At 70.3% G+C, this 26,046-nt stretch carries 23 protein-coding genes; 11 read left to right on the top strand and 12 right to left on the bottom strand.

Annotated features, from left to right (window positions below):
• Window positions 1-54: 54 nt before the first annotated feature.
• Both OU416_RS09270 and OU416_RS09265 read left to right on the top strand, forming a co-directional pair.
• Window positions 55-1,545, top strand: coding sequence for an aldehyde dehydrogenase family protein (locus OU416_RS09270; protein WP_270926452.1), 1,491 nt, complete (start codon window positions 55-57; stop codon window positions 1,543-1,545).
• A gap of 66 nt (window positions 1,546-1,611) precedes the next feature.
• Entirely contained in the window at window positions 1,612-2,379 is a 768-nt protein-coding gene (locus OU416_RS09265) for an SDR family NAD(P)-dependent oxidoreductase (RefSeq protein WP_270926451.1), read from the top strand.
• Window positions 2,380-2,456: 77 nt separating this feature from the next.
• On the opposite strand, the gene OU416_RS09260 is transcribed toward OU416_RS09265, so the two are convergent.
• Both OU416_RS09260 and OU416_RS09255 read right to left on the bottom strand, forming a co-directional pair.
• Complete coding sequence (locus tag OU416_RS09260) at window positions 2,457-3,329, bottom strand: FAS1-like dehydratase domain-containing protein (protein ID WP_270926450.1); 873 nt, start codon at window positions 3,327-3,329, stop codon at window positions 2,457-2,459.
• Between the two features lie 75 nt (window positions 3,330-3,404).
• Entirely contained in the window at window positions 3,405-3,728 is a 324-nt protein-coding gene (locus OU416_RS09255) for a Dabb family protein (RefSeq protein WP_270926449.1), read from the bottom strand.
• Window positions 3,729-3,899: 171 nt separating this feature from the next.
• On the opposite strand from OU416_RS09255, the gene OU416_RS09250 reads away from it, so the two are divergent.
• The 4 genes from OU416_RS09250 to OU416_RS09235 all read left to right on the top strand — a co-directional run bounded on the left by OU416_RS09250 (window position 3,900) and on the right by OU416_RS09235 (window position 9,240).
• Window positions 3,900-5,138 (top strand): CoA transferase, encoded by a 1,239-nt coding sequence (locus OU416_RS09250; RefSeq protein ID WP_270926448.1) that lies wholly within the window; start codon window positions 3,900-3,902, stop codon window positions 5,136-5,138.
• 107 nt (window positions 5,139-5,245) lie between these two features.
• Window positions 5,246-6,418 (top strand): CaiB/BaiF CoA transferase family protein, encoded by a 1,173-nt coding sequence (locus OU416_RS09245; RefSeq protein ID WP_270926447.1) that lies wholly within the window; start codon window positions 5,246-5,248, stop codon window positions 6,416-6,418.
• A 68-nt stretch (window positions 6,419-6,486) separates the two neighbouring features.
• Entirely contained in the window at window positions 6,487-7,713 is a 1,227-nt protein-coding gene (locus OU416_RS09240) for an acetyl-CoA C-acetyltransferase (protein ID WP_333779628.1), read from the top strand.
• Between the two features lie 180 nt (window positions 7,714-7,893).
• The gene (locus OU416_RS09235; RefSeq protein ID WP_270926446.1) at window positions 7,894-9,240 is read left to right on the top strand and encodes a phenylacetate--CoA ligase family protein; all 1,347 of its coding nucleotides are present in this window, start codon (window positions 7,894-7,896) and stop codon (window positions 9,238-9,240) included.
• A 99-nt stretch (window positions 9,241-9,339) separates the two neighbouring features.
• Here the strand turns inward: OU416_RS09235 and OU416_RS09230 are convergent, their stop codons facing one another.
• Window positions 9,340-10,254, bottom strand: coding sequence for a LysR family transcriptional regulator (locus tag OU416_RS09230; RefSeq protein WP_270926445.1), 915 nt, complete (start codon window positions 10,252-10,254; stop codon window positions 9,340-9,342).
• 199 nt (window positions 10,255-10,453) lie between these two features.
• Between OU416_RS09230 and OU416_RS09225 the strand changes: the two genes are divergently transcribed.
• The 3 genes from OU416_RS09225 (at window position 10,454) to OU416_RS09215 (ending at window position 14,020) form a co-directional block, all read left to right on the top strand.
• The gene (locus tag OU416_RS09225) at window positions 10,454-11,257 is read left to right on the top strand and encodes an SDR family NAD(P)-dependent oxidoreductase (RefSeq protein ID WP_270926444.1); all 804 of its coding nucleotides are present in this window, start codon (window positions 10,454-10,456) and stop codon (window positions 11,255-11,257) included.
• A gap of 16 nt (window positions 11,258-11,273) precedes the next feature.
• Window positions 11,274-12,692 carry an MmgE/PrpD family protein gene (locus OU416_RS09220; RefSeq protein WP_270926443.1) on the top strand — a complete coding sequence of 473 codons (1,419 nt, stop codon included), beginning with the start codon at window positions 11,274-11,276 and terminating at the stop codon, window positions 12,690-12,692.
• 110 nt (window positions 12,693-12,802) lie between these two features.
• Window positions 12,803-14,020, top strand: coding sequence for an MFS transporter (locus OU416_RS09215; protein WP_270926442.1), 1,218 nt, complete (start codon window positions 12,803-12,805; stop codon window positions 14,018-14,020).
• 45 nt (window positions 14,021-14,065) lie between these two features.
• Here the strand turns inward: OU416_RS09215 and OU416_RS09210 are convergent, their stop codons facing one another.
• From OU416_RS09210 to OU416_RS09170, 9 genes are all read right to left on the bottom strand, one after another.
• Window positions 14,066-15,439: an MFS transporter gene (locus tag OU416_RS09210; protein WP_270926441.1), complete on the bottom strand. Its 1,374-nt coding sequence runs from the start codon at window positions 15,437-15,439 to the stop codon at window positions 14,066-14,068.
• A gap of 108 nt (window positions 15,440-15,547) precedes the next feature.
• A complete protein-coding gene (locus tag OU416_RS09205) occupies window positions 15,548-16,696 on the bottom strand; it encodes a CaiB/BaiF CoA transferase family protein (protein WP_270926440.1) in 1,149 nt (382 codons plus the stop codon).
• A gap of 67 nt (window positions 16,697-16,763) precedes the next feature.
• Window positions 16,764-17,975 carry a CaiB/BaiF CoA transferase family protein gene (locus OU416_RS09200; protein ID WP_270926439.1) on the bottom strand — a complete coding sequence of 404 codons (1,212 nt, stop codon included), beginning with the start codon at window positions 17,973-17,975 and terminating at the stop codon, window positions 16,764-16,766.
• A 1-nt stretch (window position 17,976) separates the two neighbouring features.
• Entirely contained in the window at window positions 17,977-18,405 is a 429-nt protein-coding gene (locus OU416_RS09195) for a Zn-ribbon domain-containing OB-fold protein (RefSeq protein WP_270926438.1), read from the bottom strand.
• Between the two features lie 20 nt (window positions 18,406-18,425).
• The gene (locus tag OU416_RS09190; RefSeq protein ID WP_372907250.1) at window positions 18,426-19,637 is read right to left on the bottom strand and encodes a thiolase family protein; all 1,212 of its coding nucleotides are present in this window, start codon (window positions 19,635-19,637) and stop codon (window positions 18,426-18,428) included.
• 5 nt (window positions 19,638-19,642) lie between these two features.
• Window positions 19,643-20,152, bottom strand: a complete 510-nt coding sequence (locus OU416_RS09185; protein ID WP_270926436.1) for a MaoC family dehydratase — start codon at window positions 20,150-20,152, stop codon at window positions 19,643-19,645.
• Between the two features lie 31 nt (window positions 20,153-20,183).
• Window positions 20,184-21,329: an acyl-CoA dehydrogenase family protein gene (locus OU416_RS09180; RefSeq protein ID WP_270926435.1), complete on the bottom strand. Its 1,146-nt coding sequence runs from the start codon at window positions 21,327-21,329 to the stop codon at window positions 20,184-20,186.
• Between the two features lie 134 nt (window positions 21,330-21,463).
• Window positions 21,464-22,621 (bottom strand): CaiB/BaiF CoA transferase family protein, encoded by a 1,158-nt coding sequence (locus tag OU416_RS09175; protein WP_270926434.1) that lies wholly within the window; start codon window positions 22,619-22,621, stop codon window positions 21,464-21,466.
• Window positions 22,618-23,067, bottom strand: a complete 450-nt coding sequence (locus OU416_RS09170) for a hypothetical protein (RefSeq protein WP_270926433.1) — start codon at window positions 23,065-23,067, stop codon at window positions 22,618-22,620. Before OU416_RS09170 ends, OU416_RS09175 begins: the two co-directional genes overlap by 4 nt.
• Window positions 23,068-23,439: 372 nt before the next feature.
• Between OU416_RS09170 and OU416_RS09165 the strand changes: the two genes are divergently transcribed.
• Together OU416_RS09165 and OU416_RS09160 are read left to right on the top strand one after the other, a co-directional pair.
• Window positions 23,440-24,705 (top strand): MFS transporter, encoded by a 1,266-nt coding sequence (locus OU416_RS09165; RefSeq protein WP_270926432.1) that lies wholly within the window; start codon window positions 23,440-23,442, stop codon window positions 24,703-24,705.
• Between the two features lie 178 nt (window positions 24,706-24,883).
• The gene (locus OU416_RS09160) at window positions 24,884-26,005 is read left to right on the top strand and encodes a CaiB/BaiF CoA transferase family protein (protein ID WP_270926430.1); all 1,122 of its coding nucleotides are present in this window, start codon (window positions 24,884-24,886) and stop codon (window positions 26,003-26,005) included.
• Window positions 26,006-26,046 lie beyond the last annotated feature (41 nt).

Genomic DNA, 26,046 nt, shown 5'->3' with positions numbered 1-26,046 from the left:
CGCTCGGCGACCACTCGGTGGACGGGGCACGCGGTGGCCCGCGATGGAGGAGACATGACAGTGACGGTCGCCGGTGCGGCGCCGAAGTTCGGCGCGCTGTTCGAGTCGCCGCGGATGCTGGTCGACGGGCAGTGGGTCGAGTCGGTTTCGGGCGCGGTATCGGACGTCGTCGACCCCGGTACGGGTGAGGTGATCACCCAGGTCGCGGCGGGCGACGAAACCGACGTCGACGCCGCGGTGCGGGCCGCGCTGCGGGCCTTCGAAGAGCAGCGCTGGTCGGGGCTGTCCGGGCAGCAGCGTGCGGGCGTGCTGTGGCGCGCGGCGGATCTGATCGAGGCCAACGCCGACGAGCTGGCCGCGCTGGAGAGCCTGGACGTGGGCATGCCGGTGCCGCTGGCCCGCGGGTTCATCGGTGAGGCGGTCAACCAGTTCCGGTACTTCGCCGGATGGGCGGACAAGATCCACGGGCGCAGCCTGGAGATCGGGCCCGCGGACCGTCGTTTCCACGCCTACACGTCGAAGGAACCGATCGGCGTCGCGGGCATGATCGTGCCGTGGAACGCGCCTGCCTACGCGGCGTCGATGAAGTTGGCGCCGGCGCTGGCGGCCGGATGTTCCTGCGTGCTGAAGCCCTCCGAGGAGACGCCGCTGACAGCGTTGGCGATCGGGAGCCTCTTGCTGGAAGCAGGCGTGCCGGAGGGCGTCGTCAACGTGGTGACCGGGTTCGGGCCGACAGTGGGTGCTCCGCTGGTGGCGCACGATTGCGTGCACAAGGTGAGCTTCACCGGGTCGACGCAGGTCGGCAAGGAGGTGGTCCGGGCGGCCACCGGGAACTTGAAGAAGCTGTCCCTGGAACTCGGCGGCAAGTCGGCGATGGTCGTGCTGCCGGACGTGGAGGTGTCCCAGGTCGTCGCGGAGCTCGCCGGCGCGATCTTCATGAACACCGGCCAGATCTGCACCGCGGGATCGCGGTTGTACGTCCACCGGGAGGTCTTCGACGAGGTCGTCGAAGGCGTTGCGGAGGTCGCCAGGTCGCTCAAGATCGGGTACGGCGCCGACCCGTCGGTGGACCTCGGCCCGCTGGTCTCGGCCAGGCATCTCGACCGGGTCGGCGAGTACGTGCGGGGCGGGATCGCCGACGGTGCGCGGGTCGTCTGCGGCGGATCGCGGATCGGGGACAGGGGGTACTTCTTCGAACCCACGGTCCTGGCCGACGTCGACCAGTCGATGCGCGTGGTGCGCGAGGAGATCTTCGGCCCGGTGCTCTGCGCCCAGCCGTTCACCGACGTGGACGAGGCGGTCGCCAAGGCCAACGACACGGAGTTCGGCCTGGCCGCGAGCGTGTGGACGCGCGACGTCGCCTCCGCGCATTCCATCGCGCGCCGGCTGCGGGCCGGTCGTGTCGGCATCAACGTGCACCGGGCGGGCGGGGTCCAGATGCCCGTGGGCGGCTACGACCAGTCCGGCTGGGGGCGGGAGTGCGGCCCCGAGGCAGTGGAGGAGTACCTGGAGACCAAGTCGGTGCTCACCCTGCTGGACCGCTGACCGGCTGTCGTCACCCGAACTTCGCGACGGCCGGGTCGCGATTCCAATGCGCCTGAGGAGCGTTCTGTGACAACGAAATTCGACTACTCGGGGAAGGTCGCCTTCGTGACCGGCGCCGGGTCGGGCATCGGCCGGGCGACGGCGCTGGCCTTCGCCGGGGCCGGTGCCGATGTCGCGATCGCCGATATCAGCGCGGCGGGCCTCGACGAGACCGCGTCCCTGATCGCCGACGCCGGCGGCGGGGTGCGCGCCTTTCCGGTCGATGTGGCCGATGCTGCGCAGGTCGAGCGTGCGGTCACCAGAGCCGTGGAGGTCTTCGGTCGGCTGGACGTCGCGTTCAACAACGCGGCCACCTTCGACGCGCCGGGCCCGGTGGACACCCTTGAAGTGGAGACCTGGAACCGCATCATCGCGGTGAACCTGTCCGGAATCTTCCACTGCGTGAAGTACCAAGCCGCCGCCATGCTGCCCCGGGGCGGCGGCGCGATCATCAACACCGGCTCCGTCGCCAGCGAGATCGCCTCGCTGGGGCTCACGGCCTACACCGCGTCGAAGCACGGCGTGGTCGGGCTGACCAAGAAAGCGGCCCTCGACTACGCCACCCGGGGACTCCGCGTCAACGCGGTCCTCCCCGGCGCGATCGACACCCCGATGGCCGCGGAGTTCAGCGGCGGCACCGAGGAGGGCCGCGCCGCGATGGTCGCGCTGGAACCGATGGGACGCCTCGGCGCTCCCCGCGAGATCGCCGACGTCGTGCTCTGGCTGGGATCCGATGCCGCGTCGTTCGTGACCGGTCACTGCGTCGCCGTCGACGGGGGCTGGCTCGCGCGGTGATCTCCGAGCACGAGAAGTGCGGTCGGACCCGATGGTCCGACCGCACTCGTCGTTGCTGCGGGCTTCGTCGGCGCGTGTTACGCGGCGGGTTCGCCTCCGAACTCGGCCACCAGGCTGGTGCGGGGGCCGTCGGGGCCGAGCAGGTCGAGGTCGAATCCGTCCGCGGTCGGCTCGCCGCGCACTTCGGCGGCCTGGCCGCAGAACAGCGGCGCCCGGTTCCGGTGGGTGAGGCGAACGGCTCGGCCGGGAGGCTGTTCGAGCCGGAGCACCTCGGCCAGGGCGAGCGTCATGAGCGGGCCGTGCACCACGAGACCGGGATATCCCTCGACGGCGGTCGCGTAGGGCCAGTCGTAGTGGATGCGGTGCGCGTTGGCGGTGGCTGCTGAGAAGCGCATGAGCAGGCTGGGATCGGTGGCGAAGTCCCAGGTCCACGGGCCCGTCCGCCGCAGCGGTCGACCGACCGGGTGCAGCTCAGCGGCGACATCGGCACGGGCTGTTGAGACCGACGGCTCGGCCGCTTCCCGGTAGATGAGGTCCTGGCGCTCCTCGACCGCCAGTCGTCCGTCCGCGCCGAACAGCCGGGTGCGCACGACCACGATCACGAGCTCGCCGGAGCGGCCGGACTTCTCCGTCACGGACTCCACTGTGGACTCGCGGCGCACGGTCTCGCCGATGCGGACATCGGCGTGGAAGGCCACCTCGCCGCCGGCGAACATCCGACGTGGCAGCTCGACCGGGGGCAGGAACGAGCCTCGCGCCGGGTGGCCGTCGAGCGCCAGCTCCGAGGAGACCGGCCACCGGGGCAGCGCGACCCAGTGCCACAGCGGCGGAAGGGCGTCACCGTCCCCGGGCGCCGGTGCCTCATCGTCGAACAGCTTGGCCAGCGCGGCCACGGGTCCTGGATCGACCAGTTCGTGCGTGGTCGCGGTGTGCGGTTCCCATTGCTTCATCGGTGTTCTCACGAACCTTCCACCGGTCTGATCCACCGGCATCTCGGGATGTCCTGGACAGCCGTGCGTCCGCGGTCAGGCCTTCGGCCAGACGCGGGTCCGGTCGTCGACGTGGTAGTCGAACACCAGCAGCCCGACTTGCTGCTCGGCGATCCAGTCCGCGAAGCGCCGGTGGACCGGGTGTTCCTGGTAGCGCTCCAGGGCGTGCTCGTCGTCGAACTCCATGAACAGCAGGTGGGAGTAGCCGCGGGTGCGAGCACCGGTCAGGTCGGGGCCGAAGCGGATCGTGCGCGCCTCTCCGATGGTCGAGAGCGACTCGATTCCAGCCGTCATCTCGCTGAGCTGGTGATCGGTGGGCGGGCGGCCGAAGCGGAAGGCCACGACGTGCTGCAGAGTCATCGGTTCACCCATCTCCCGGCGGTGCCGCGCGGGTTGCGGTGGCAGGCCGCTTCCGGCTCGGTTCGAGCGGGCCCACCCTTGCGGAAAGATAATATATAATGTCAACATGTGCCTCAAGTGGCCGGCGATCCGCAGTCCGGCCGCGCGAAGCGCAGAAGTGGAAGGCGTTCCATGACCGATGCCCCGAGGCCGTTGTCCGGACTGGAGATCACCGAGTGCGCGAGCTTCGTCGCCGGGCCCACCGGTGGGATGACGCTGGCGCAGCTGGGCGCGGACGTCGTGCGCATCGATCCGATCGGTGGTGGCAGCGACCACCGGCGCTGGCCCCTGGTGGGCGATGGCGACGGCGCCGCCGATGCGGACTCCTACTACTGGACCTCGCTGAACAAGGGCAAGCGGTCCATCGCCGTGGACATGCGCTCGGACGAGGGGCGCGAGCTCGTCGTCGCGCTGGCGACCGCGCCGGGCGAGAACCGCGGCGTGCTGGTGGACAACGTGGTGGGTCGCCGGTGGATGTCCAACGAGGTGCTGGTCGCGCAGCGGCCTGACCTCGTCCACCTGCGGGTGCAGGGGTATCCCGACGGGAGCCCGGCGGTGGACTACACGGTCAACGCCGAGATCGGCATCCCGGGGATCACCGGTCCGGAGGCCGTCGGGTCGCCGGTGAACCACGCGCTGCCCGCGTGGGACCTGGTGGCGGGGCTGACCGTGTCGACGGGAGTGCTCGCCGCGCTCTACGAGAGGTCCCGGAGCGGGCGGGGTGCCTACGTCGAGCTGGCGCTCTCCGACATCGCGCTGGCCGGGGTCGCGAACCTGGGCTGGCTGTCCGAGGTCGCCGGGCGGGGGAGCGAGCGGTCGCGGCACGGCAACCACGTCTACGGCAGCTTCGGCGTCGATTTCGCCTGCTCGGACGGCGGCCGGGTGATGGTCGTGGCGCTGACTCCGGGGCAGTGGTCGGCGCTGTGCGAGGCGACCGGCACCGCCGAGGTCTTCGCCGCGCTGGCGACGGCGCTGGGAGCGGACTGGGCGGACGAGGCCGACCGCTACCGGCACCGGGAGACGATCACCGCGATCCTCAAGCCCTGGTTCGCCTCTCGTGACCGCGCGCAGGCGGGCGCCGAGCTCGACGCCGCGCGTGTTCTCTGGGGCAAGTACCAGGGGATGGGCGAGGTCGTCGCCGAGCACCGGGCCGGACGGCACGCCGTGCTGGCCGACGCGACCTTGCCCGGCGGTGCCGAGGCGATCACGGCCCGGTCGCCGATGCGCTGGAACGGCGATCACGGTGGCGCTGGAGCGGCGCCCGAGCTGGGGCGCGAGACGGATGAGGTGCTGGCTGCCCGGCTCGGGCTCAGCGCTGCCGAGATCAGCGCGCTTCGCTCGCGCGGAGTGGTCGCGGGGCCGCGCGGCTGAGTTCTCCGTTGACCGGAACGAGTATTGAACATAATATATTTTTTGCTGAAGGCGCGCGGATGCGGCGCCCCTGTGCCCCGAGGGCTGTCATGGAAAGGAGCCGCGACGTGAGCGCTCCCCTGGAGGGGATCACGGTCCTGTCGATCGAGCAGGCGATCTCGGCCCCGCTGTGCACCCGTCACCTCGCCGACCTCGGCGCCCGCGTGATCAAGGTGGAGAACCCCGGGATCGGCGACTCCACCCGGCACTACGACGGGGTGGTGCGCGGCATGGCCGCGCACTTTGTCTGGCTCAACCACGGCAAGGAATCCGCCGAGCTGAACCTGACCGATTCGGCCGACGCCGAGGTCTTCGCGCGACTGCTGACCAAGGCCGACGTGCTGGTCAGCAACCTGGCGCCGGGTGCGCTGGGTCGGCTGGGCCTCGACCCGGCGGACCTGCTGGAGCGCTATCCGCAGCTGATCGTCGTCGACATCTCCGGCTACGGCCGGGGAGGCCCGCTCGACCACAAGCGGGCCTACGACCTGCTCGTGCAGGCCGAGGGCGGGTCCGCTTCGATCACCGGGCTGCCGGGACAGCCGGCCAAGCCCGGCATCCCCGTCGCCGACATCGGCACGGCCCTCTACGCGTACTCCTCGGTCCTCGCCGCGCTCTACGACCGGGACCGGACGGGGCGCGGCACCGTCATCCCGATCGCGATGCTCGACGTGGTCGCGGAGATGATGGGCTTCGCGCTCAACGCGGTGCTGCACGGCGGCGAGGAGCCGGAGCCGGTCGGCATGGGCTCGCCGATGATCGCCCCCTACGGCGCGTACGCCACCAAGGACGGCCAGACGGCGGTCCTCGGTACCACCAGCGATCGCGAATGGCGCCGCCTGGCCGGTGACCTCCTGCGGCGCCCGGACCTGGTCGAGGACGCCCGCTACGCGCGCAACGCCGACCGGGTGGCCCGGCGCGCGGAACTCGACGAAATCCTCGGCGCCTGGTGCGCGGCCCGCGACCTCGCGGACATCCAGCGACTCGCCGACGAAGCGGGCATCGGCAACGCGCGGCTGAACAGCGTCCGCGACCTCGCCGAGCACCCGCAGCTGGCGCAGCGCCACCGCTGGCGCCAGGTCGGATCGCCCGTCGGGCCCGTCGCGGCACTGCTGCCGCCCGCCTTGGGGCGGGGCTGGGAAGTGCCCGAGGGGCGCGTCCCGGCACTGGGCGCGGACACCGCGGCGATCCGCGCGGAGGCGGCGGAACTGGAACTGCCGGATCGAGCGGACGACTCGGCCTAGGTCTGCTGCCCGAGCCGCGGAAGTCCGAACAAGCGCTGCTGTGCAGCTCTCGCCAAGGAGAATTCATCGTGCCTGCTTCGAAATCGGTGCGCCGCGCCGCGATCGTCAGCCCGTTGCGAACCCCGGTCGGCGCCTTCGGCGGCGCCCTCCGCGACGTCCCGGTGGAGGATCTCGCCGCTACCGTGGTCAAGGCGGTGGTGGCGCGGTCCGGCGTCGACGCCGAACGCATCGACGACGTGGTCTTCGCCCAGTCCTACGCCAACTCCGAGGTGCCGTGCGTCGGTCGCTGGGTGGCGCTGCACGCGGGCCTGCCGATCGGCGTGCCCGGGATGCAGCTGGACCGCCGGTGCGGCGGTGGTCTCCAGGCACTGGTGACGGGCGCGATGATGGTGCAGACCGGCGCCGCGGACGTGGTGCTGGTGGGCGGCGTGGAGTCGATGAGCCGCATCGAGTACTACTCCACCGCGACCCGGTGGGGAGCTCGCGCCGGAACTGTCTCGCTCTACGACCGGCTCGACCGGGGCCGGGAGCGCTCGCAGCCCGAAGCCCGCTTCGGCCGGATCTCGGGAATGATCGAGACGGCCGAGAACCTCGCGTCGGACTACGGGATCGAGCGTGCGCAGGCCGACGCCTACGCGGCGCGCAGTCACCAGAGGGCTGCCGCGGCTTGGAAGGAAGGCCGGTTCGCCGACGAGGTGGTTCCGGTCGAGGTGCCGCGACGCAAGGGCGACCCGGTCGTGGTCGACACCGATGAGGGCGTGCGTCCCGATTCCACGCCGGAGGCCTTGGCCCGGCTGCGGACCATCGTGCCGGACGGGACCGTCACGGCGGGCAACGCCAGCCAGCAGAACGACGCGGCGGCCGCCTGCCTGCTCGTCGCCGAGGACCGGCTCGCGGAGCTCGGCCTGGAACCGCTGGGATTCCTGGACTCCTGGGCCGCGGCGGGGTGCGATCCCGCCCGGATGGGCATCGGCCCGGTGCCCGCGGTGGACAAGCTCGCGGCGCGCAGCGGGACCGACACGCGCAGCCTGCTCGACGGCCTGGATCTCGTGGAGCTCAACGAGGCCTTCGCGGTGCAGGTGCTGTCGGTGCTGGAGGGGTGGGACTGGCGCGACCACGACCGGCTCAACGTCAACGGTTCCGGGATCTCGCTGGGGCACCCGATCGGTGCCACCGGGATGCGCATGGTCACCACGCTGCTGCACGAGCTGCGGCGACGCGGTGGCGGCAGGGGTCTGGCCACGATGTGCATCGGCGGCGGGCAGGGCCTGGCCGCGACCTTCGAGACGGCCTGACGTACCGGCTCGGAGAAATCCGGCCGCGGAATTGCTATACATAATATTTTTCTACTACCGTTGGTATGCCCCGTCGAGCGCACCTCGGCGATCAGCGCGCAGGGTGCGGCGGGAGGTTCCGCGAGCGGAACGTCCCCAGGAGTTCGACCGCGGGGTGATCACCGATTCACAGGAGGCGTCATGGCAGCCGCTCCGTTCTCGGCGAACTACTGGAGCGCCGTGGAAACCCTTTCACCGGCGGAGGCACGCGCGGTCCAGGACGAACGCCTGCGGGAGCAGCTGGACCACCTGGCCGCGCACAGCGAGTTCTACCGCGCGAAGTTCGCCGAGCACGGCGTCGACGTGGCGAAGGTCCGCACCGTCGACGACCTGGCGGACCTGCCCTTCACCGAGAAGCAGGAGTTGCGCGACAGCCTGGCCACCGCGCCGCCCCTGGGCGCGCACGTGGCGGCCGACGCCGCGGACATCGTTCAGGTGCAGGCATCTTCGGGGACCACGGGCAGCCCGTCCTACGTCGGGCTGACCGCAGGCGACGTGGTCACCTGGTGCGAGCTCGGCGCCCGCGCGCTGTACGCGAACGGGTTCCGGCCCGGTGACCGGCTGCTGCACGCCTTCGGCATGAGCAAGGGCTTCGTCGGCGGCCTGCCGGTGATCCAGATCCTGCAGTACATGGGCATCGTGGACATCCCGATCGGTGCGGAAGCGGGCGCCGAACGGCTGCTGCGGGTGCAGGCCGACCAGCGGCCGAACGCGATGATCGGCACGCCGAACTTCCTGGCCCACCTGGCCGAGCAGGCGCCGCGGATCGTCGGCCGCCCGGCCAGCGAGCTCGGCGTCCGCGCGATCAGCGTCGGCGGCGAGCCGGGCGGCGGGCTGCCCTCGGTCCGGGAGAAGATCGAGTCGCTGTGGGGCGCGACCTCGCGCGAGATGCTGGGCGGTACGGACATCGCCTGCACCTACTGGGGCGAGTGCGAGGCGGCGGACGGGATGCACTTCCTGTCACCGGACCTCATGGTCGCCGAGCTGATCGACCCGGACACCGGCCAGCGCATCGAGCCGGTGGCCGGCGCGCAGGGCGAACTCGTCTACACCGCGCTGCGCCGCCAGGCCTCGCCGCTGCTGCGGTTCCGCACCCGGGACCACGTGGTGGTCACCGGCACCGACTGCTCGTGCGGGCGCACCGGGTTCAAGGTCCGCTGCATCGGCCGCACCGACGACATGCTCATCGTCCGCGGCATCAACGTCTTCCCCTCGGCCATCAAGCAACTGGTCGCCGAGCTGGTCCCCGCCGCCACCGGCGAGCTGCGCATCCGGGCGGACTTCGAAGGCCACTCGACCCAGCGGCCGCTGCCGCTGGTCGTGGAGCACGCGCAGGGGATGGGCGAGGCGGAGCAGGCGGAGCTGCGCACGGCCATCGAGACCCGGATCCGCTCGGCGCTCAACGTCAAGACCGTCGTGGAGCTCGTTCCCGACGGCACCCTCAAGCGCCCGGACCACGTCAAGGTCAACCTGATCGAACGGGTTTGAGACGGGCGGAGGAGGCGCCCCCTCGGCAGCGCGGACCGATCTCGTGGGAGGAGCGGTCCGCCGCCGAGGGGGCATCTTCATGCCGCGGAGTGACGCGGCTCAGGCGTCCTGCGGCCGGTCGAGCAGCTGCTTGAGCAGGGCGCGCGCGGCCGGCCCGGGGCTGCGCCCGTGCGCGGTGGCGATGTGGATCTTGCGCACGGCCCACGGCTCGGTGAGTTCGAGGACCGCGACGCGGGTGCGCAGATCGTGGTCGAGCAGGCATTCGGGCACCGCGGTGACGCCGAGCCCGGCCTGGACGAGGCTGATGGCCACGCTGGCGCTCTTCACCACGTGCCTGGACTCGAAGTCGAGCCCGAGGCGGCGGGCTGCGGCGCGGAACGTGCCGGACATGGTGCCGACCGCGATGAGGTTCTCGGTCAGGAGGTCCTGGAAGGCCGCGCCGGAGCGGTCGGCGAGCCGGTGGTTGGCGGGCACGACGGCGACGATGCGGTCCTGCCGGTAGGGCGTGACGTCGATGCCGTCGAGATCGAGTTCGTAGGCGGCGGCGAACACGCCGATATCGGCCTCGCCGCGCGCGACCTGGTGGATGATCTCGGGGTTCACGAGTTCGCGCACGGTCAGGTCGACCAGCGGGTACTCGCGGCAGTAGTCGCCCAGTTCGCGGGCCAGGAACGGGTTGATGACGGACCGGGCGGAGGCGATCGCCAGCTCGCCGCGCACGCCGTCGGTGAAGGTGGCGATCTCGGAGCGCATGTCCTCCAGGCTGTCGAAGATCGCGCGGGCGTAGCGCTCCAGGACGGTGCCCGCCGGGCTCGGCGCGACGCCTTTCGGGCCGCGCTCCAGCAACTGGATGCCCGCGACGTCCTCCAGGGCCTGGATCCGCTTGGTGGCCGTGGAGGCCGCGATGTTCTCCCGGATCGCGGCGAGCCCGATCTGCTTCTCCTCGATCGCGGACAGGAACAGCCGCAGCGTGAACAGGTCGACCTGGCGGATCAGGTGCAGCCGGTTGAACATGCGTCCCTCGCCTCCGGGCACCGCCTCGCGGCGCCGTCGCCCCTTCCGCCTGTGAGGAACACAATATATATTAAATTTTCGCGACCGTCACGAAGTCGCGACGAGAGGCCGGCGCGCCCGGGTGCGCCGCCCGGTCAGGTCCGCCGGACAACGCCCGGCTGGAAATCCAGAATCGACCTTGTGAGGGGCAATCACTGCCATGACCAAATTCCCCGCTGCGGAAGCGGCTTCCATCGGTGAACTGGTGGACCTGAGCGGCAAGACCGCGCTCGTCGTCGGCGGTGCCATGGGCATCGGCCTCGGCATCGTGCGCCGCCTCCACGAGGCCGGGGCCAACGTCGTGGTGTCGGACATCAACGGCGCAGCCGCTGAGCAGGCGGTGGCGGAGTTCGCCGAGGCGGACCGGCTGCACGCCGTCGTCGGCGACGTCAGCGATCCGGCGGACGCCGAGGCGATGGTGCGCGCCGCAGTCGACCGGTTCGGCGCCCTGGACATCTTCGTGAACAACGCGGGCATCTACGGGATCGCGCCGTTCCTGGAGCTGGACCTGGAAACCGCGCGGCGCACGCTCGAGGTCAATCTGCTGGGCGTCATGGCCTGCTCGCAGGCGGCGGCCCGGCAGATGATCGCGCAGGGCAGCGGCGGCCGGATCATCGTGGTGTCCTCGATCGAATCCCTGACCCCGTCGCTGGTCGGGATGGGGCACTACGGCGCCTCCAAGCACGGCGTCGCCGGCCTGCTCAAGACCATGGCGCTGGAGCTCGCCCCGCACGGCATCTCGGTCAACTCCGTCGCGCCCGGCGGCATCCGCACGCCCGGCCTCGGCCCGCTCGACGACGACGTGCTCGACGCGTTCGAAGCGGTGGTCCCGATGGGGCGGATGGGCGTGCCGGACGAGATCGGCCGGGTGGCGCTGTTCCTCGCCTCCGATCTCGCGACGTACATGACCGGAACCCAGGTCGTCGTGGACGGCGGCCGGACGCTGCGCGGCGCCGCAGTCTGACGAGAGGATCTCCGCAATGACCATCGTCGAACAGCTGGCGGACTTCACCGTCCGCAGCGAATTCGACCAGTTGCCCGCCGATGTCGTCGAGGAGTCCAAGCGCATCGTGCTGGACTCGATCGGTTGCGCGCTGGGCGCGGTCAACCAGCCCAAGGGCCGCATCGGCGTCGACTACGGCCGGATGACGGGGGGCTCGGGCGGTGATGCCACCATCATCGGTACGCCGGAACGGGTTTCGGTGTTCGGGGCGTCGTTCGCCAACGGCGAGCTGATCAACACGCTCGACTCCGATGCGGTGCTCCCGCCCGGGCACGTCACCCCGTATGTGCTGCCCGGCGCGCTCGCCGTCGGGGAGAGCGCCGGCGCCTCGGGCAAGGAGCTGATCACAGCGGTCGCCGTCGCGCACGAAATGTCCTACCGCATCGGCAAGGCGATGGACTACCTGCGCGACGTCAAGGACGGCGAGGTGAACACCCCGAAGGTCTACGGCTACAGCAGCACCGTCTTCGGGGCGACCGCGGCCATCACCAAGCTGAAGGGGCTCGCGCCCGAGGTCCAGGCGCACGCGCTCGGCATCGCAGGCCTCGTGGCGCCGGTCAACTCCTTCCGCTCGTGGAGCATGCACACGCCGACCTCCACGATCAAGTACCTGCTGGCGGGCACGCTGACGCAGGCCGCGCTGACCGCCGCGCACATGGCCGACCTGGGCCACCGCGGCGATCTGCAGGTGCTCGACGACCGGGAGTTCGGCTTCCCGCGCTTCATCGGGACGACGCGCTGGGAACCCGAGCACATCACCGATGCGCTCGGCGGCGAGTGGCGATTCCCGGCCGAGCAGACCTTCAAGCCGTACCCGCACTGCCGGATCCTGCACGCGCTGCTGGATTCGCTGGGCGAGATCGTGGCGGACAACGATCTGAAGCCGGAGGAGATCGACGGCATCAAGGCGCTGGTCGAGGGCTTCGTCGAGCAGCCGCTCTGGCTCAACCGCGACATCGAGCACCCGCACGACGCGCAGTTCAGCATCGCCCACGGCCTTGCCGTCGGGGCGCACCGCGTGCCGCCGGGCCCCGCCTGGCACGACCCGGAACTCATCCACAGCAAGTCCGTGCTCGACCTGATGGGCCGGACGACGCACGAGGTCCACCCGGACTACGTCGAGATGCTCAAGGGCAACGCCGCGAGCCGACCGGCCCGCATCGAGGTCTCGGCGCGCGGTGAGGTGTTCGTGGGGGAGCGGCGCTACCCGAAGGGCAGCAAGTCGCCGGAGCCCGGAACCACCATGACCAACGACGAGCTCGCCGAGAAGTTCCGCCGCAACGCGGAGGGGATCATCGCGGAGTCCAATGTGGACCGTATCGTGGACGCCGTGCTGAACCTCGAAACCGTCGGTGACATCGGCACGATCATGAAGGAGACCACGGTTCGGGGATGATCGCGAGGCCGGCGTCGCGCTTCGCGGCGTCGGCCGGACTCGTCCTGCGCGGGTGGTAGTCTGCGGCCAACAATTTATTGTTGCTAACTACCGAAGTGGGTGGTGCGCCGGTGACCGAGGTGAGCCCTCGCCCCGCGCTGGTGCTGCTCAGGGATCGCCGCTTCGGCCCGTTCTTCTTCGGCAAGACGCTCTCGCTCGCGGGGTTGTGGAGTCACAACGTCATCGCCGCGGTGCTCGCGTACCAGTTCACCGGCTCGGTGCTCTACGTCGGGCTGGTCAGCGTCGTGCAGTTCGGGCCGCAGCTGCTCTTCGTGGGCGCCAGCGGCGTCGCCGCCGACCGGGGCGACCGGCGGCACCAGATCATCCTCGGTCGCCTCGTCTGCACCGCCGGATCCGCCGCGCTCGGCCTCTGGTGCCTGCTCGACGGCGGTGATGGCCCCGTGGGCAGGGTGATGGTCCTGGCCGCGTCCCTGGTCATGGGCATGGGGCTCGTGCTGGGCGGCCCGGCGCTGCTCTCGATCGTTCCCGCGCTGGTCCGGGAGGGCGAGGTCCCGACGGCGGTCCGGTTGGACTCGCTGCCGATGCTCGTGGGCAGGTCCGCCGGTCCCGCGCTCGGCGCGTTGCTGGTGGCCTGGTCCGGCCCCGGACCGGCGCTGCTGGCCGCCGCTGCCACCAACGTGGCCTTCTCCGTCGTCGTGGCCATGCTCCGCGTCGACGAGCCGGAGGCGCGCGATCCCGAGGCGGACAGCTCGATGCGGGCGGCGGTGCGGTACGTGCGCAGCGAGCGCAGGATCGCGTTGATCCTGCTCGGGGTCGTCACCATCGGTGTGGCGGCCGACCCGGCGCTCACCCTGGCTCCGGCCATCGCCGAGGCCGCCGGCGGTGGCACGGCCGCGGTGGGGGTCTTCGCGTCGGCGTTCGGCATCGGAGCCGCGCTCGGTGTCGTGGTCATGGGACCGGTGGAGCGGTGGTTCGGGCGTACGCCGCTCGTGGCCGCCGGGCTGTGCGTGCTCGGCGTGGCCACGGCCGTGCTGGCGGTGCCACTGCCCATCGCGGCCACGGTCGGAGCCTTCGGATTCGCGGGTGCCGGGATGTCCGTGGCGCTCACCAGCCTGACGACCCTGCTCCAGGTCGCCGTCCCGGACTCGCTGCGCGGGCGCGTGATGAGCCTGTGGATGGCCTGTTTCGTCGGGTCGCGCCCGGTCGCCGCGCTGCTCAACGGGGCGTTGGCGGATGCGTTCTCCGTCCCGGTGGCCCTGGTGGTCGCCGCTGCGCTGGTGGCGATCACCGCGTGGGTCTGCCGTCCCGGCAGGCTGTGCGAGAGCTGAGCCGGGCGATCCCCGGCCGGAGGCGCCGACCGGGGATCGCACGGCTCAGTCGGCCGACACCCGGTTCGCGACGCCTTCGTCCGGGCGGGTGCCCGCGGGGTTCTTCCCGGAGCGGGAATCGACGCGGCGCTTCTGGTCGAAGAGCGCACCGAGGATCACCAGCAGCGCGGAAGCCGCGATCAGCACGGACACGCCCCAGGTCGAGTGGCTGGGCGACATGGTGACCATGGCCAGCGCGGCCAGCGGGGCGAGACCACCGGCCACCGCACCGCTGATCTCCCGCCCGGCGCCGATGCCCGAGGAGCGGACCTCCGTCGGGAACTGCTGCGCCATGAACGCGCTGCTCGCCACGATGATGACCGGGGCGAGCACACCCGTGGCCAGCATCAGCAACGCCCAGATGTAGCCGGGGCGGCCGGTGTCGAGGACCCAGAACATCGGGAACGCCAGCGCGAGGACGCCGATCGCGCCGAACACCATGACGCGGCGGATCGAGATCCGGTCGCACAGCCGGCCGATGAGCGGCACCGAGACGATGGCGACGATGCTGGCCAAGGTGATGCCGAACGATCCGACGTTGGCGGCGACGCCCTGGAACTCGGTGAGGTAGGACAGCGAGAACGTCTTGAAGGTGTAGGAGATCGCCGCGTAGCCGCCGTAGATCGCGGCCACCACCAGCAGGCCGCGCCAGTCGGACCGCACCAGGTCGCGCAGGACGTGGATGCCCTTGCGATTGCGGGCGTCCGCGGCCACCTGCTCGAACTCCGGTGTCTCTGGCATGCTGCGGCGGATCCACCAGCCCACGCCGACGAGCGCGAAGCTGGCGATGAACGGGATCCGCCAGCCCCAGCTGTGGAGGAACTCGTCGCCGAAGCTGGTGACGGCGGTGACCGCCAGCGATGCCGCCAGCAGGCCGATCTGCGCTCCCAGCGCGGGAAGGGCCGCGTAGCGCCCCTTGGTCTTCTCGTCGGCGTACTCGTAGGCCACCGTGATGGCGCTGCCCAGTTCCGCGCTCGCCCCGAAGCCCTGCAGGATCCGCAGGACCACCAGGAGGATCGGGGCCGCGATGCCGATCGAGGCGTACGGGGGCAGGAGGCCGATGAGCCCCGATGCGATGCCCATGATCAGCAGGCTGAGCGACAGGACGGCCTTCCGGCCGATCCTGTCGCCGAGCGCCCCGAAGAGCACGCCGCCCAGCGGGCGGGCCAGGAAGCCGACCGCGAACGTCGCGAAGGCCGCCAAGGTGCTCAGCGCCGAGTTTCCCGAGGGGAAGAAGATCTTCCCGAACACCAGCGCCGCCATGGAGGCGTAGAGGTAGAAGTCGAACCACTCGAGCGTCGTGCCGATCACGACGGCGGGGCCCACGCTCTTCGGGGGCTGCGGCGGTGCGGATCCGGTTCCGGCTGGTCCAAGCGTCATCGATCGGCCCTTCGCTGGTGCAGGTCCATGTGGTTGCCACCACACGGGCGAGAGGACCATAAGATACACAAAATATTATCTATGATGAAAGGGTTGGTCGATCGGTGTTCAAGCCGGGGGCTTCAGCGCCGCGTCGAGCTGGTCGTTGTCCGCACCGATGTCGTGCGCCGGGTGCAGCGGCGGCGGACGCTTGCCGTCGAAGGACAGCGGCAGTCCCACGACGCCGAGCTCGTCGCCCGCGGGCTTGCCGATGATGTCCAGTTCCCGGGTCTGCTCGTGGGCGACCACGTCGGCGACGGACTGGACGGGCGCCACCGGAATCCCGTGCTCCTGCAGCAGTTCCTGCCAGTGGGCGCTGGATTCGCCCGCGAGCCGCTCACCGATCAGCCGGTCGATCTCCGCCCGGTTCCGCAGCCGCGCCTGGTTCGTGGTGAACCGCTCGTCGGCGGCCCACTCAGGACGCCCCAGCGCGGCGCACAGCCTGGCGAACAGCGCGTCGTTGGCGCAGCTGACGATCAGGTCCCCGTCGGCCGTCGAGTAGGCGCGGTGCGGCACGATGAAGACGGCTCCCGAACCGTGCCGCCCGCCGGGATGGCCGTCGGCGTTGTAGCTCGCGATGCCGATGGACATCCACGCGAGGGCGGTCTCCAGCAGCGAGCCGCTCACCGTCGCTCCGCTGTGCTTCTCCTGGCGCCGGTACAGCGCGGAGAGGACGCCGATCACAGCCCACATCGCGGACCCGAAGTCGATGATGGACACCCCGGCGCGCACCGGTGGCTGCCCCTCCTCGCCGGTGAGGCTCATGATCCCGGAGAACGCCTGCATGAGCGGGTCGTAGCCGGGCTGGGTGCGCAGCGGGCCGACGTGCCCGAAGGCGCCGATCTCGCAGTGCACCAGCTCGGGCTTGGTGACCCGGAGGCTGTCGGCGTCGAGCCCGTACTTCGCGCTGGTGCCGGGCCGGAGGTTGTGGATGAAGACGTCGGCGCGTTCGGCGATCAGCCGGTGCAGCCTCGCCAGCTGGTCCTGGTCCTTGATGTCCACGCTGATGCACCGCTTGCCGCGGTTGAGCGCGTGGAAGGCGGCGCCGCTGCCCTTCCAGGTGCTCGGGCCCCAGCCGCGCGCGGAGTCGCCCGAGGGGCGCTCCACCTTCCACACCTCGGCGCCGAGCTCCGCGAGGATCTTCCCGGCGAAAGGCGCCGAGGCGCTGTCGCTCAGCTCCACCACGACGACCCCGGACAGGGGCAGGTCACGCAGCATCGTTGCTCTCGCTTCCCTAGAGACCGTTCGTTGCAATTGTGCGGAACGCGTTTCCCGCGAACCAGGTTCAACCGCCCCGGACCGGACCGGCGGCGACCGCGGCGCCGGAGGCCAGCAGCTCGTCGATCTCCGCCCGGGCGAAGCCGTACTCGGCCAGCAGCTGTTCGGTGTGCTCGCCCAGCCGCGGCGCGGGCAGGCGCAGCTCCGGCCGGCTCTCGCTCCACCGCTGGGGTATCCCGAGCATCCGGAGGTGGCCTTCGGACGGGTGCTGCTGGTCGACGAAGAAGCCCACCTCGGCCAGGTGCGGGTCGTCGAGCAGCGTGTCGGGGGTGTTCATCCGGATGATCGGGATGTCCGCCTCGGTCAGCAGCTCCAGCCACTCGTCGGTGGTCCGCGTCGTGAAGACCTCCGCCAGGAATTCGTACAGCTGACCGATGTGCTCGGTCCGGCCGTGGATGTCGGCGAACCGCGGGTCGTCGGCCAGGTGCGGGTGCCCGGACACCTCGAAGAACCGCTGCCAGTGCCGGTCGGTGTAGACGTTGACCCCGACGTAGCCGTCCAGCGTGCGGTACGGCCGGCGGTCGGGGTTCATCATCCGCGCGTACCCGGTGCCGCCGATGGCGGGGACGAAGGTGCGGCCGTAGAGGTGGTCGCCCAGCACGAAGTGCGCGAAGGTCTCGAACATCGGCACCTGGACCTCCTGGCCGCGCCCGGTCCGCTCCCGCTGGAACAGCGCCATCGACACCGCCGAGGTGGCGGCCATCCCGACGACGCGGTCGGCGACGGCGGTGGCCACGTACTCGGGCGGCCCGGCCCGGCGGCTCTGCAGGACGGGCATGCCCACCGCGGCCTGGATCAGGTCGTCGTAGGCGGGACGATCGGCGTGCGGACCGTTCTGCCCGAAACCGAAGGTGCCGCAGTAGATGAGCCGCGGGTTGATCGCGCGGGCGTCGTCGTAGCCCAGCCCGAGCTTGGTCATCGACTTCGGCCGGATGCTGTGCAGCAGGACGTCGGCGCCGCGCAGCATCCGTTTCAGCGCGGCGTTGCCCCCGGCGCTCTTGAGGTCCAGAACGATGCTGCGCTTGTTCCGGTTGAGGTGCAGGAAGATCGCGCTCATGCCGGGGTTGCGGCACGGCCCGACGCCACGGGTCGTATCGCCCTGCCGCGACTCGACCTTGGTGACGTCGGCGCCCATGTCGGCGAGCAGCAGCGAGGCGTAGGGACCCATGAAGTTCGACGTCAGGTCGACGACCCGCACGCCGTCCAGCGGCCCGGCCACGTCACTGCTCCCGTCCGTCGGCCAGTGCGAAGACCGGCAGCTTCTGCTCCCCGCGCTGCACGTAGCGGACGGCCACCGCACGCCCGATCTCGATCTCCTCCGGATCGCCGTCGATCTGGGCGAACAGGAAGTAGTCCTCGGCCATGTGCACGAAACCGACGGTGTAGGGCACGATCGCGGCCCAGACCGGGGTGGGCCCGCGCATGATCGTGCTGTGCGAGTAGATCGTGCCGCGCCCGCTGGAGCGCTTCCACGACAGCGCGGCGGAAGAGCAGCCGGGACACCGGGAATGCGCGGGCCACACGGCTTGCTCGCAGTCGGCGCAGTGCTGGAAAGTCAGCTCCTCGCCCGACAGCGCGTCCCAGTACGGCTGCGCGTCGAGCAAGCGGTAAGGCTGCGGCCAGTCGTGCAACGTCGTTGTCTCACCCATGCCGTGCTCCCAATCGTGGCTCAGGTCGAAGTGGACAGCAGCAGCACGCTGCCCGCGGCGAGCATGCCGCCCGCGCCCTGGACCAGCGCCGTCTTCGGACGGCGTGCCGGGGCGAGGCCGAGTGCGGTGCCGCGCAATTGGCGGGTCGCCTCGATCAAGCTGTCCATGTTGCAGGAGATCCCGGGCTGGCCGAAGGACAACCAGCCGCCGTTGGTGTCGGTCGGCAGGTCGCCGTCGATGCCGGTGCGGCCTTCGCGGTAGACGTCGATGCCGCTGCCCTTCTTCGCGAACCCGAGGTCCTCCATGACGATCGGGCCCATGTGCGCGAAGTTGACCGAGATCTGTGCCATCTCGACGTCACCGGGGCCGAGCCCGGACATGGCGTAGGCCTGCCGCGCTGCCTCCGCCGTGGCGGTGTGCGTGAGGTTCGGGAACGTGCCCAGACCCGGGAACTTGCAGCTGCGCATGTTCATCCGGTCGGTCAGGTACTCGTGCGTGGTGGCCGACCCGTATCCGAGCAGGTACACCGGATCGCGGGCGTGCCCGGCGTTCTCCGGCGACGTCACGACCAGCGCGCCTCCGGTCCCGCCGCCCCAGGTGGAGCACATCCACCGGCGCAGGGGAGTGGCGACGTAGGGCGAGGACAGCACCTTCTCGCGGTCGATCTCGCCGTGCTTGGCCTTCGCCGCGTGCGGGTGGTGGGCGCCCCAGCGCTGGTTGGCCACCGCGACGTCGGCGAGGTCCTGCTCGGTCACGCCGAACTCGTGGAAGTACCGCTGCGCCGCCTGTGCGTACAGCGAGGGGATCGTCGGGCCGTAGGGCACCTCGAACTGGGGATCCGCGTCGGCCTCGGCACCCATCGCCACCGCGTCGACGAACAGCTCGGTCGCATCGCTCTGCAAGCACAGCACGTACTCCGCGGTCCCCGCGGCGATCTGCTGGGAGGCGATGGCCAGCGACGCGGTCAGCCCGGCGCCGTGCAGGGTGAGCTCGCTGGTGAACGTCACCGGCATCTGCATGTGCGAGATGAAGATGTTGCTCCACTGCGAGCGCTTGTCGGCCCACGGCGAGCGCCCGGTGAACACGGCGTCGACCTGGTCCTTGCGGATGCCGGCATCGGCGAGCGCGGCGACGGTGGCCTCCGCGGCGAGCTGCAGCGGGTCCTTGCGGTCCGCCTTCGAGGCGTAGGCATCGCCCATGCCCACGATGGCGGCGACCGGTTCGCCTGCCATGGCGGTCACTTCCTCTCCGGCTGCTTCTCCGTCGGCAGCGAAGCCGCCAGCAGCGCTTCGAGGTCGGCGCGCCGGCGCAGCATGAGCAGGCTCCACTCGCTGCGCTGCACGACGTACCCGTCCTGGTTGAGGGCCTTCATCAGGAAGGTCGTGACGCCGTACTTCTCGTCCTTCTCCTTCTTGGCGGTGACCTCGGCGGTGACGTAGATCGTGTCGTCGATGGCCACCGGCTTGAGGTAGCGCAGGTTGTCGATGCCGTAGTTGGCCTGGATGGCGGGGCCGAACTGGATCAGCCCGGTCATGATCGAGTACGTCAGCGAGCCCTGCACGAGGCGCTTGCCGAAGCGGGTCTGCTCGGCGTAGTGCTTGTTGGAGTGGATCTCGATCCAGTTGCCGGTCAGCGCGCAGTAGTTGACCACGTCGGCCTCGGTGATCGTGCGTCCGCCGGTCCGGAAGACCTGCCCGATCTCCAGCTCGTCGCAGGGCATGTCGATGCGGTTGTTGATGGTGCTCATGGGGTTGTTGCCTCTCGCTCGCGCGGTGGGGTCAGCGGCGCATCGACTTGGCGATGATGGTGCGCTGGATCTGGGAGGTGCCGCCGCCGATGGTGGACTGGATGCTCTCGCGCAGGTAGCGCTCCATGTCCGCCTCGGGGAGGTTGGCGTAGCCGCCGAGGATCTGCATGCCGTCGAGGGCGCAGACCTTCAGCGTCTCGGAGCCGTACAGCTTGGCCATCGAGGTCTCGCGGGCAGCCGGGAGCTTGTCTGCCTTCATCTGCGCGGCGCGGTAGCAGAGCAGCCGCGCGGCGTCGACGCGCGTCTGGTTCTCGGCCAGCATGTGCTTGAGGACCTGGAAGTCGTAGATCGGCCGACCGAACTGGGTCCGCTCGTGGGCGTACTCGTTGGCCGCGTTCACGGCTTCCTGGGCGTTGCCGACGTAGGCCGCGGCCACCGCGCAGCGCTCCAGTTCGAGGTGCTCGGTGATGATCTTCCAGCCCTGGCCCTCCTCGCCCAGCAGGGCGTCGGCGGGCACGCGGACCTCGTCGAGGAAGATCTCCGTGGTGCCGGTCGCGTGGCGCGACAGCGTCGGCAGCTTGCGGATGTCCAGACCGGGAGTGTCGTTGGGGATCAGCAGCACCGACAGGCCGTTGTGCTTGTCGTCGGGATCGGTGCGCACCAGCATCGCGATGACGGTGTCTTTGGCCGCCGCCCCGCTGCACCACAGCTTCGAACCGGAGACGACCCAGTCGCCGTTGTCGTCGCGGCGCGCCCGGGTCTTGGTGTTGGCGGCGTCCGAGCCGGCGTCCGGTTCGGAGATCGACACCGAGAACCGGATCTGGCCGTCGATGAACGGCTTGACGTACTGGGCCTTCTGCTCCGGCGTGCCGTACTTGACGATGTTCATCGCGGTGAAGGTGGGCACCAGCACCGAGCACGCGAAGTCGAAGCCGAACTTGCCCAGGCCTTCGGCCATCAGCGAGTAGTCGAAGATGTCACCGCCGGAGCCGCCCTCCTCCTCCGGGATGAGGATGCCGAGCCAGCCCTGCCGGGCGATCTTCTCGTAGGCCTCGTACGGGTACTGGCGTTCGGTGTCGCACTCGCGCACGTATTCCACGGTGATCTCGTTGTCCATGAAATCGTTCACCGCGGCCAGCCAGTCGGACTGGGATTCGTTCAGGAAATTAGCGCACATTTCGCCTGCACTCCGAATTGATGCGATTCGGTGCGGGAACATCGCCCGCCACCCAGGATGCTCATATATTAAATCTGATATTCAGGTGAGCCAAGTGATGAATTCCGAATCGGCGATTCGGCGGCGTCGAACCGTCAGGCGATCGCACCCGCCTCCCGCAGCGCGGCCACTTCGCCCGGGGTGAAACCCCAGTCGCCGAGGACTTCCCCGGTGTGCTGACCGGGACGCGGCGGAGGGCCTTGCACCGCGCCGGGAGTGCGGCTGAACCGCGGGGCCGGCGCGGGCTGGACCACGCCGTCGACCTCCACGAAAGTCTCCCGTGCGCGCAGGTGCGGGTGATGCGGGGCTTCGGTCAAGGACAGGACCGGTGCGAGGCAGGACTCCTCGCCTTCGGCGAGCGCGCACCATTCGTCGCGAGTGCGCGTGCGGAACACCGCGGCGAACTTCTCGCGCACCTCGGGCCACCGCGACCGGTCGTGCTGGTCGGGCATTTCATCCTCGTCGAACCCGAGCAGGCGCAGCACGTTGCGCCAGAACCGGGCCTCGTTGGCGGCGATGCTGATCCACCGGTCGTCCGCCGTGGCGTAGACCTGGTACCAGGGCGCGCCCGAATCGAGGCGGTTCGTGCCGCGCTCGTCGTTCCAGTACCCGGCGGCGTGGAGCCCGTAGACGAGCGTCATCAGCGACGCCGAACCGTCGACCATGGCGGCGTCGATCACCTGACCCCGCCCGGAAGCCCGGCTCTCCAGCAGCGCCGACACCACGCCCAGCGCGAGGTAGAGCGAACCGCCGCCGAAGTCCCCGGTGAGGTTGAGCGGGATCGCCGGCGGACCGCCCGCGGCACCGATGGAGTGCAGCACCCCGGTGAGCGAGATGTAGTTGATGTCGTGGCCGGGTTCCCGTGCGAGCGGCCCGTCCTGGCCCCAGCCGGTCATCCGGCCGTAGACCAGCGCCGGGTTCGCCGCCAGGCAGACGTCGGGGCCGAGACCCAGCCGCTCCGCGACTCCCGGCCGGAAGCCCTCGATCAGCGCATCGGCCCGGCGCACCAGTGCCAGAGCAGCATCGACCGCCGCAGGGTTCTTCAGATCCAGTGCGGCGCTGCGCCGCCCGCGGTTGAGCAGGTTGAACTTCGGGTCGACCGGTGCGCCGCCGTCGTAACCGGCGGGGCGGTCGATGCGGACGACGTCCGCGCCCAGGTCGGCGAGGAGCATCCCGCCGAAGGGCACCGGCCCGACGCCGCCCAGCTCCACGATCCTGATGCCCGCGAGCGGGCCCTTCTGCTTCGGCGTCATTTCGACTCCCGTCGGGGATCGTCGGCACGGGTCGCGGTGACGATAGCCCGCGGCCCGCGCCGTTCCAATTGCGAAATGGCGAATCGCGGATTCGGCGGAGTCGAATCGAATTCCGCCGTTGCCCGTTCGTGTTCGGCCGGTGTGAGCGAGCTTGACGAGATCATATTTCCGTCATCGACTTGACCGAAATCACCGGCTGGGCGGGAACCGGTTTTCGGTGATCGATGCGAAAGCGCGTCGCGCCGTGGTGATCCGTTCGGCCTGGCCCGGCGTTCGAGTTCCAGATCGACTTCCCGGTGGAGCATCGACTGGACCGGCAGTGCGGGACACCGGATCTCCGCCGCCGCGTTCAGGCCCTGATCCCGGAAGAAGCCGTGCAGCACGCAATCCGCGGTCCGCGCGTACCGCTCCGCCCCCGGCGAGGTCGTGTGGGCCGAACCGCGCATGATTGCACATAATATATCAAACTTCGAGACTTCATCTAGCCGGCGGCGGGCTATATCCTCGCCAGGAGTTCCTCCGGTGTCCGATCCAGGGCATCACGGTGCCGATCCGCCGGTGAGGGTGGTCGTGGCGGCAGGGAGCTCCGGTCGCGACAACCCGCGCTCCGGCGGTTGGCTGAAATTCTCCCGGGAAATAACCTTAGCTATTAAAACGAGTTTGTCCAGACATCGCGGTGCGCCGGAAGGCGAGCACCGAACCGAGCGGGCATCGGTCCACGGTGGACCTCCGCGTCTGAGATGAGGGAACCTATGACGGTACAAGGGCGTATCTCACCGGCGGTCGAGTCGGAAGCTCCCGCCAAGGGGTGGGGGAAGGTGCTGTTCGCGACCATCGCCGCGCAGTCGATCGAGTACTACGACTTCCTGATCTACGGGACCGCGGCCTCGCTGATCTTCAGCACCCAGTTCTTCCCGGCGGCCAACCCGGTGGCCGGGATCCTCGCCTCGTTCGCCACGTTCGCGGTCGGGTTCGCCGGCCGGCCGCTCGGTGCGGCGGTCTTCGGCCACTTCGGCGACAAGTTCGGCCGCAAGCCGGCGCTGCTGGTCGCCATGATGCTGATGGCCGTGTCCTCGATGCTCATCGGTCTGCTGCCGACCTACGCGACCGTCGGCGTGGTGGCGCCGGTCCTCCTGGTGATCCTCCGCCTGGCCCAGGGGATCTCGGTCGGCGGGCACTTCGGCGGGGCCACCCTGATGTCGCTGGAGAACGCGCCGCCGAACCGCCGCGGTCTCTTCGGTGCGCTGCCCCAGCTCGGGGTCGTCGTCGGCATGCTCAGCGGAACGCTCATCTTCCTGCTGATCAGCAACATCACCACGCCCGAGCAGTTCGGGTCGTGGGGCTGGCGGATCCCGTTCCTGCTCAGCTTCGTGATGTTCCCGGTCGCCTACTTCGTGCACCGCTACGTCGAGGACACCCCGGAGTTCCGCCGCGCCGACGAGACGCTGGCCGAGCGCAAGCGCTCGAAGCCGCGCTCCTCGGTGATCCAGGTGCTGCGCAACCCCAAGCAGGTCCTGCTGGTCGCGTTCACCTTCATCCCCGCCACCATCTCCTTCTACATCATCGTGACCGGCATGCTGCACTACGCGACCAGCGACCTGGGCATCAGCCGGAACACCATGCTGACCGTGGTCATGCTCTCGATGATCGCGTTCGCGGTGGGCACGATCGGGTTCGCGTTCCTGTCCGACGTCGTGGGCCGGCGCGCGGTCTACGCGGGCGGTGCGGTGTTCGCCGGGGCGTGGAGCTTCGCGCTGTTCCCGCTGATGGAGACCGGTAGCTTCCCGCTGATGCTGCTCGCGGCGTCCGTCGGGCAGCTCGCCGTCGGTGCGATGTTCGGGCCGGGCACCGCGTTGTTCGCCGAGGCGTTCCCGCCCAGCGTGCGCTACTCCGGCGCCTCCATCGGCAACCAGCTCGCGAACATCCTCGGCGCCGGCTTCGCCCCGTTCATCATGGTGACGCTGCTCGCGGCGACCCACACCTCGGTGTCGGTGTCGCTCTACATGGTCGCGGGCTCGCTCGTCAGCCTGATCGCGATCTCGATGCTCCGCGTGCCGACCGGAAAGCCCGTCGCGGCGAGCTGACCGGGGTCGCGAGTGCGCGGCGGTGCTCAAGCGCCGCCGCGCATCTCGTTGCCGGACGAAGAATGTTGTATATAAAATATTCCAGATTCATCCGGCGAAGGAGCGACGCTGTGCACACCCCCGGCCCTGTTGAGGGCTTTCTGGAGATCCGAGGAACGGCCGCGAGCAGGGGTGCAGCATGAGCGGGCCGCTGGCCGGTGTCCGGGTCGTCGTGCTGGCAGGGATGGGCCCGGTTCCCTTCACCGGGATGCTCCTGGCGGACATGGGGGCCGAAGTGGTCCGGGTGACCCGTCCGGCCAACCGGTCGCAGCGCGCCCTGGCCAACACCGACGGGCTGCGCCCCGAGCACGACCTGGCCAACCGCGGCGTCGAGGCGGTCGAGGCCGACCTCAAGGAGTCAAGCGGTGTGGAGGCGGTCCGGCAGCTCGTGGCTGCCGCGGACGTCTTCGTCGAGGGGTACCGCCCCGGCGTGGCCGAGCGCCTCGGGCTGGGGCCGGAGGTGCTCCTGGAGCGCAATCCGGCGCTCGTCTACGCCCGGCTCACCGGTTACGGCCAGACCGGCCCGATGGCCAAGCAGGCCGGGCACGACATCAACTACGTCGCGCAGTCCGGTGCGCTGCACGCCATGGCCCGCGCGGGCGAGGCACCCCGGCCGCCGATCAACCTGCTCGGCGACTACGCCGGCGGCGGGACGGTGGCCGCCTTCGGCATCGTCTGCGCACTGCTGGAGGCGCGTGGATCCGGGCGCGGACAGGTGCTGGACGCCGCGATGGTGGACGGGGTCGCCCTGCTGACGGCGAAGCTGCAGGGCCTGCGAGCCGCGGGCCTGTTCGCCGACGAGCCCGGTACGAACTGGCTCGACTCCGGCGCGCCGTACTACGACACCTACCGGTGCGCCGATGGCCGCTACCTCGCTGTAGGAGCGCTGGAAGCCGACTTCTACCGGGAGTTCCTCGCGCGGCTCGACGTCGACGTCGCCGACTGGCCGGACCAGCACGACCGGGCGGGCTGGCCGAAGCTGCGGGAACTGATCGCCGCCGCGGTGGCGTCGAAGCCCCAGGCCGAGTGGGCCGCGATCTACGCGGGCACCGACGCGTGCGTCACGCCGGTGCTGACGTTCGACGAGGCGGCCGAGGACCCGCACAACGCCGAGCGCGAGCTGTTCCAGCGGATCGGCGGAGCTCTGCACCCGTCTCCGGCACCGCGCTTCAGCCGGACCGCTCCACGCGAACCGGCCACTCCGCGCCCGGAGCCGCTCGACCTGCGGAGCCTGCTCGAGACCTGGGCTGGCGGGAGCTGACACCCGCGCCCCGGAGGCCGAGGACCTCCGGGGCGCGATTC

Origin of the sequence: Saccharopolyspora indica, from assembly GCF_027853965.1 — a bacterium.
In the GTDB taxonomy this organism is placed as follows: domain Bacteria; phylum Actinomycetota; class Actinomycetes; order Mycobacteriales; family Pseudonocardiaceae; genus Saccharopolyspora; species Saccharopolyspora indica.
This window is presented reverse-complemented; position numbering and strand designations above follow the sequence as displayed.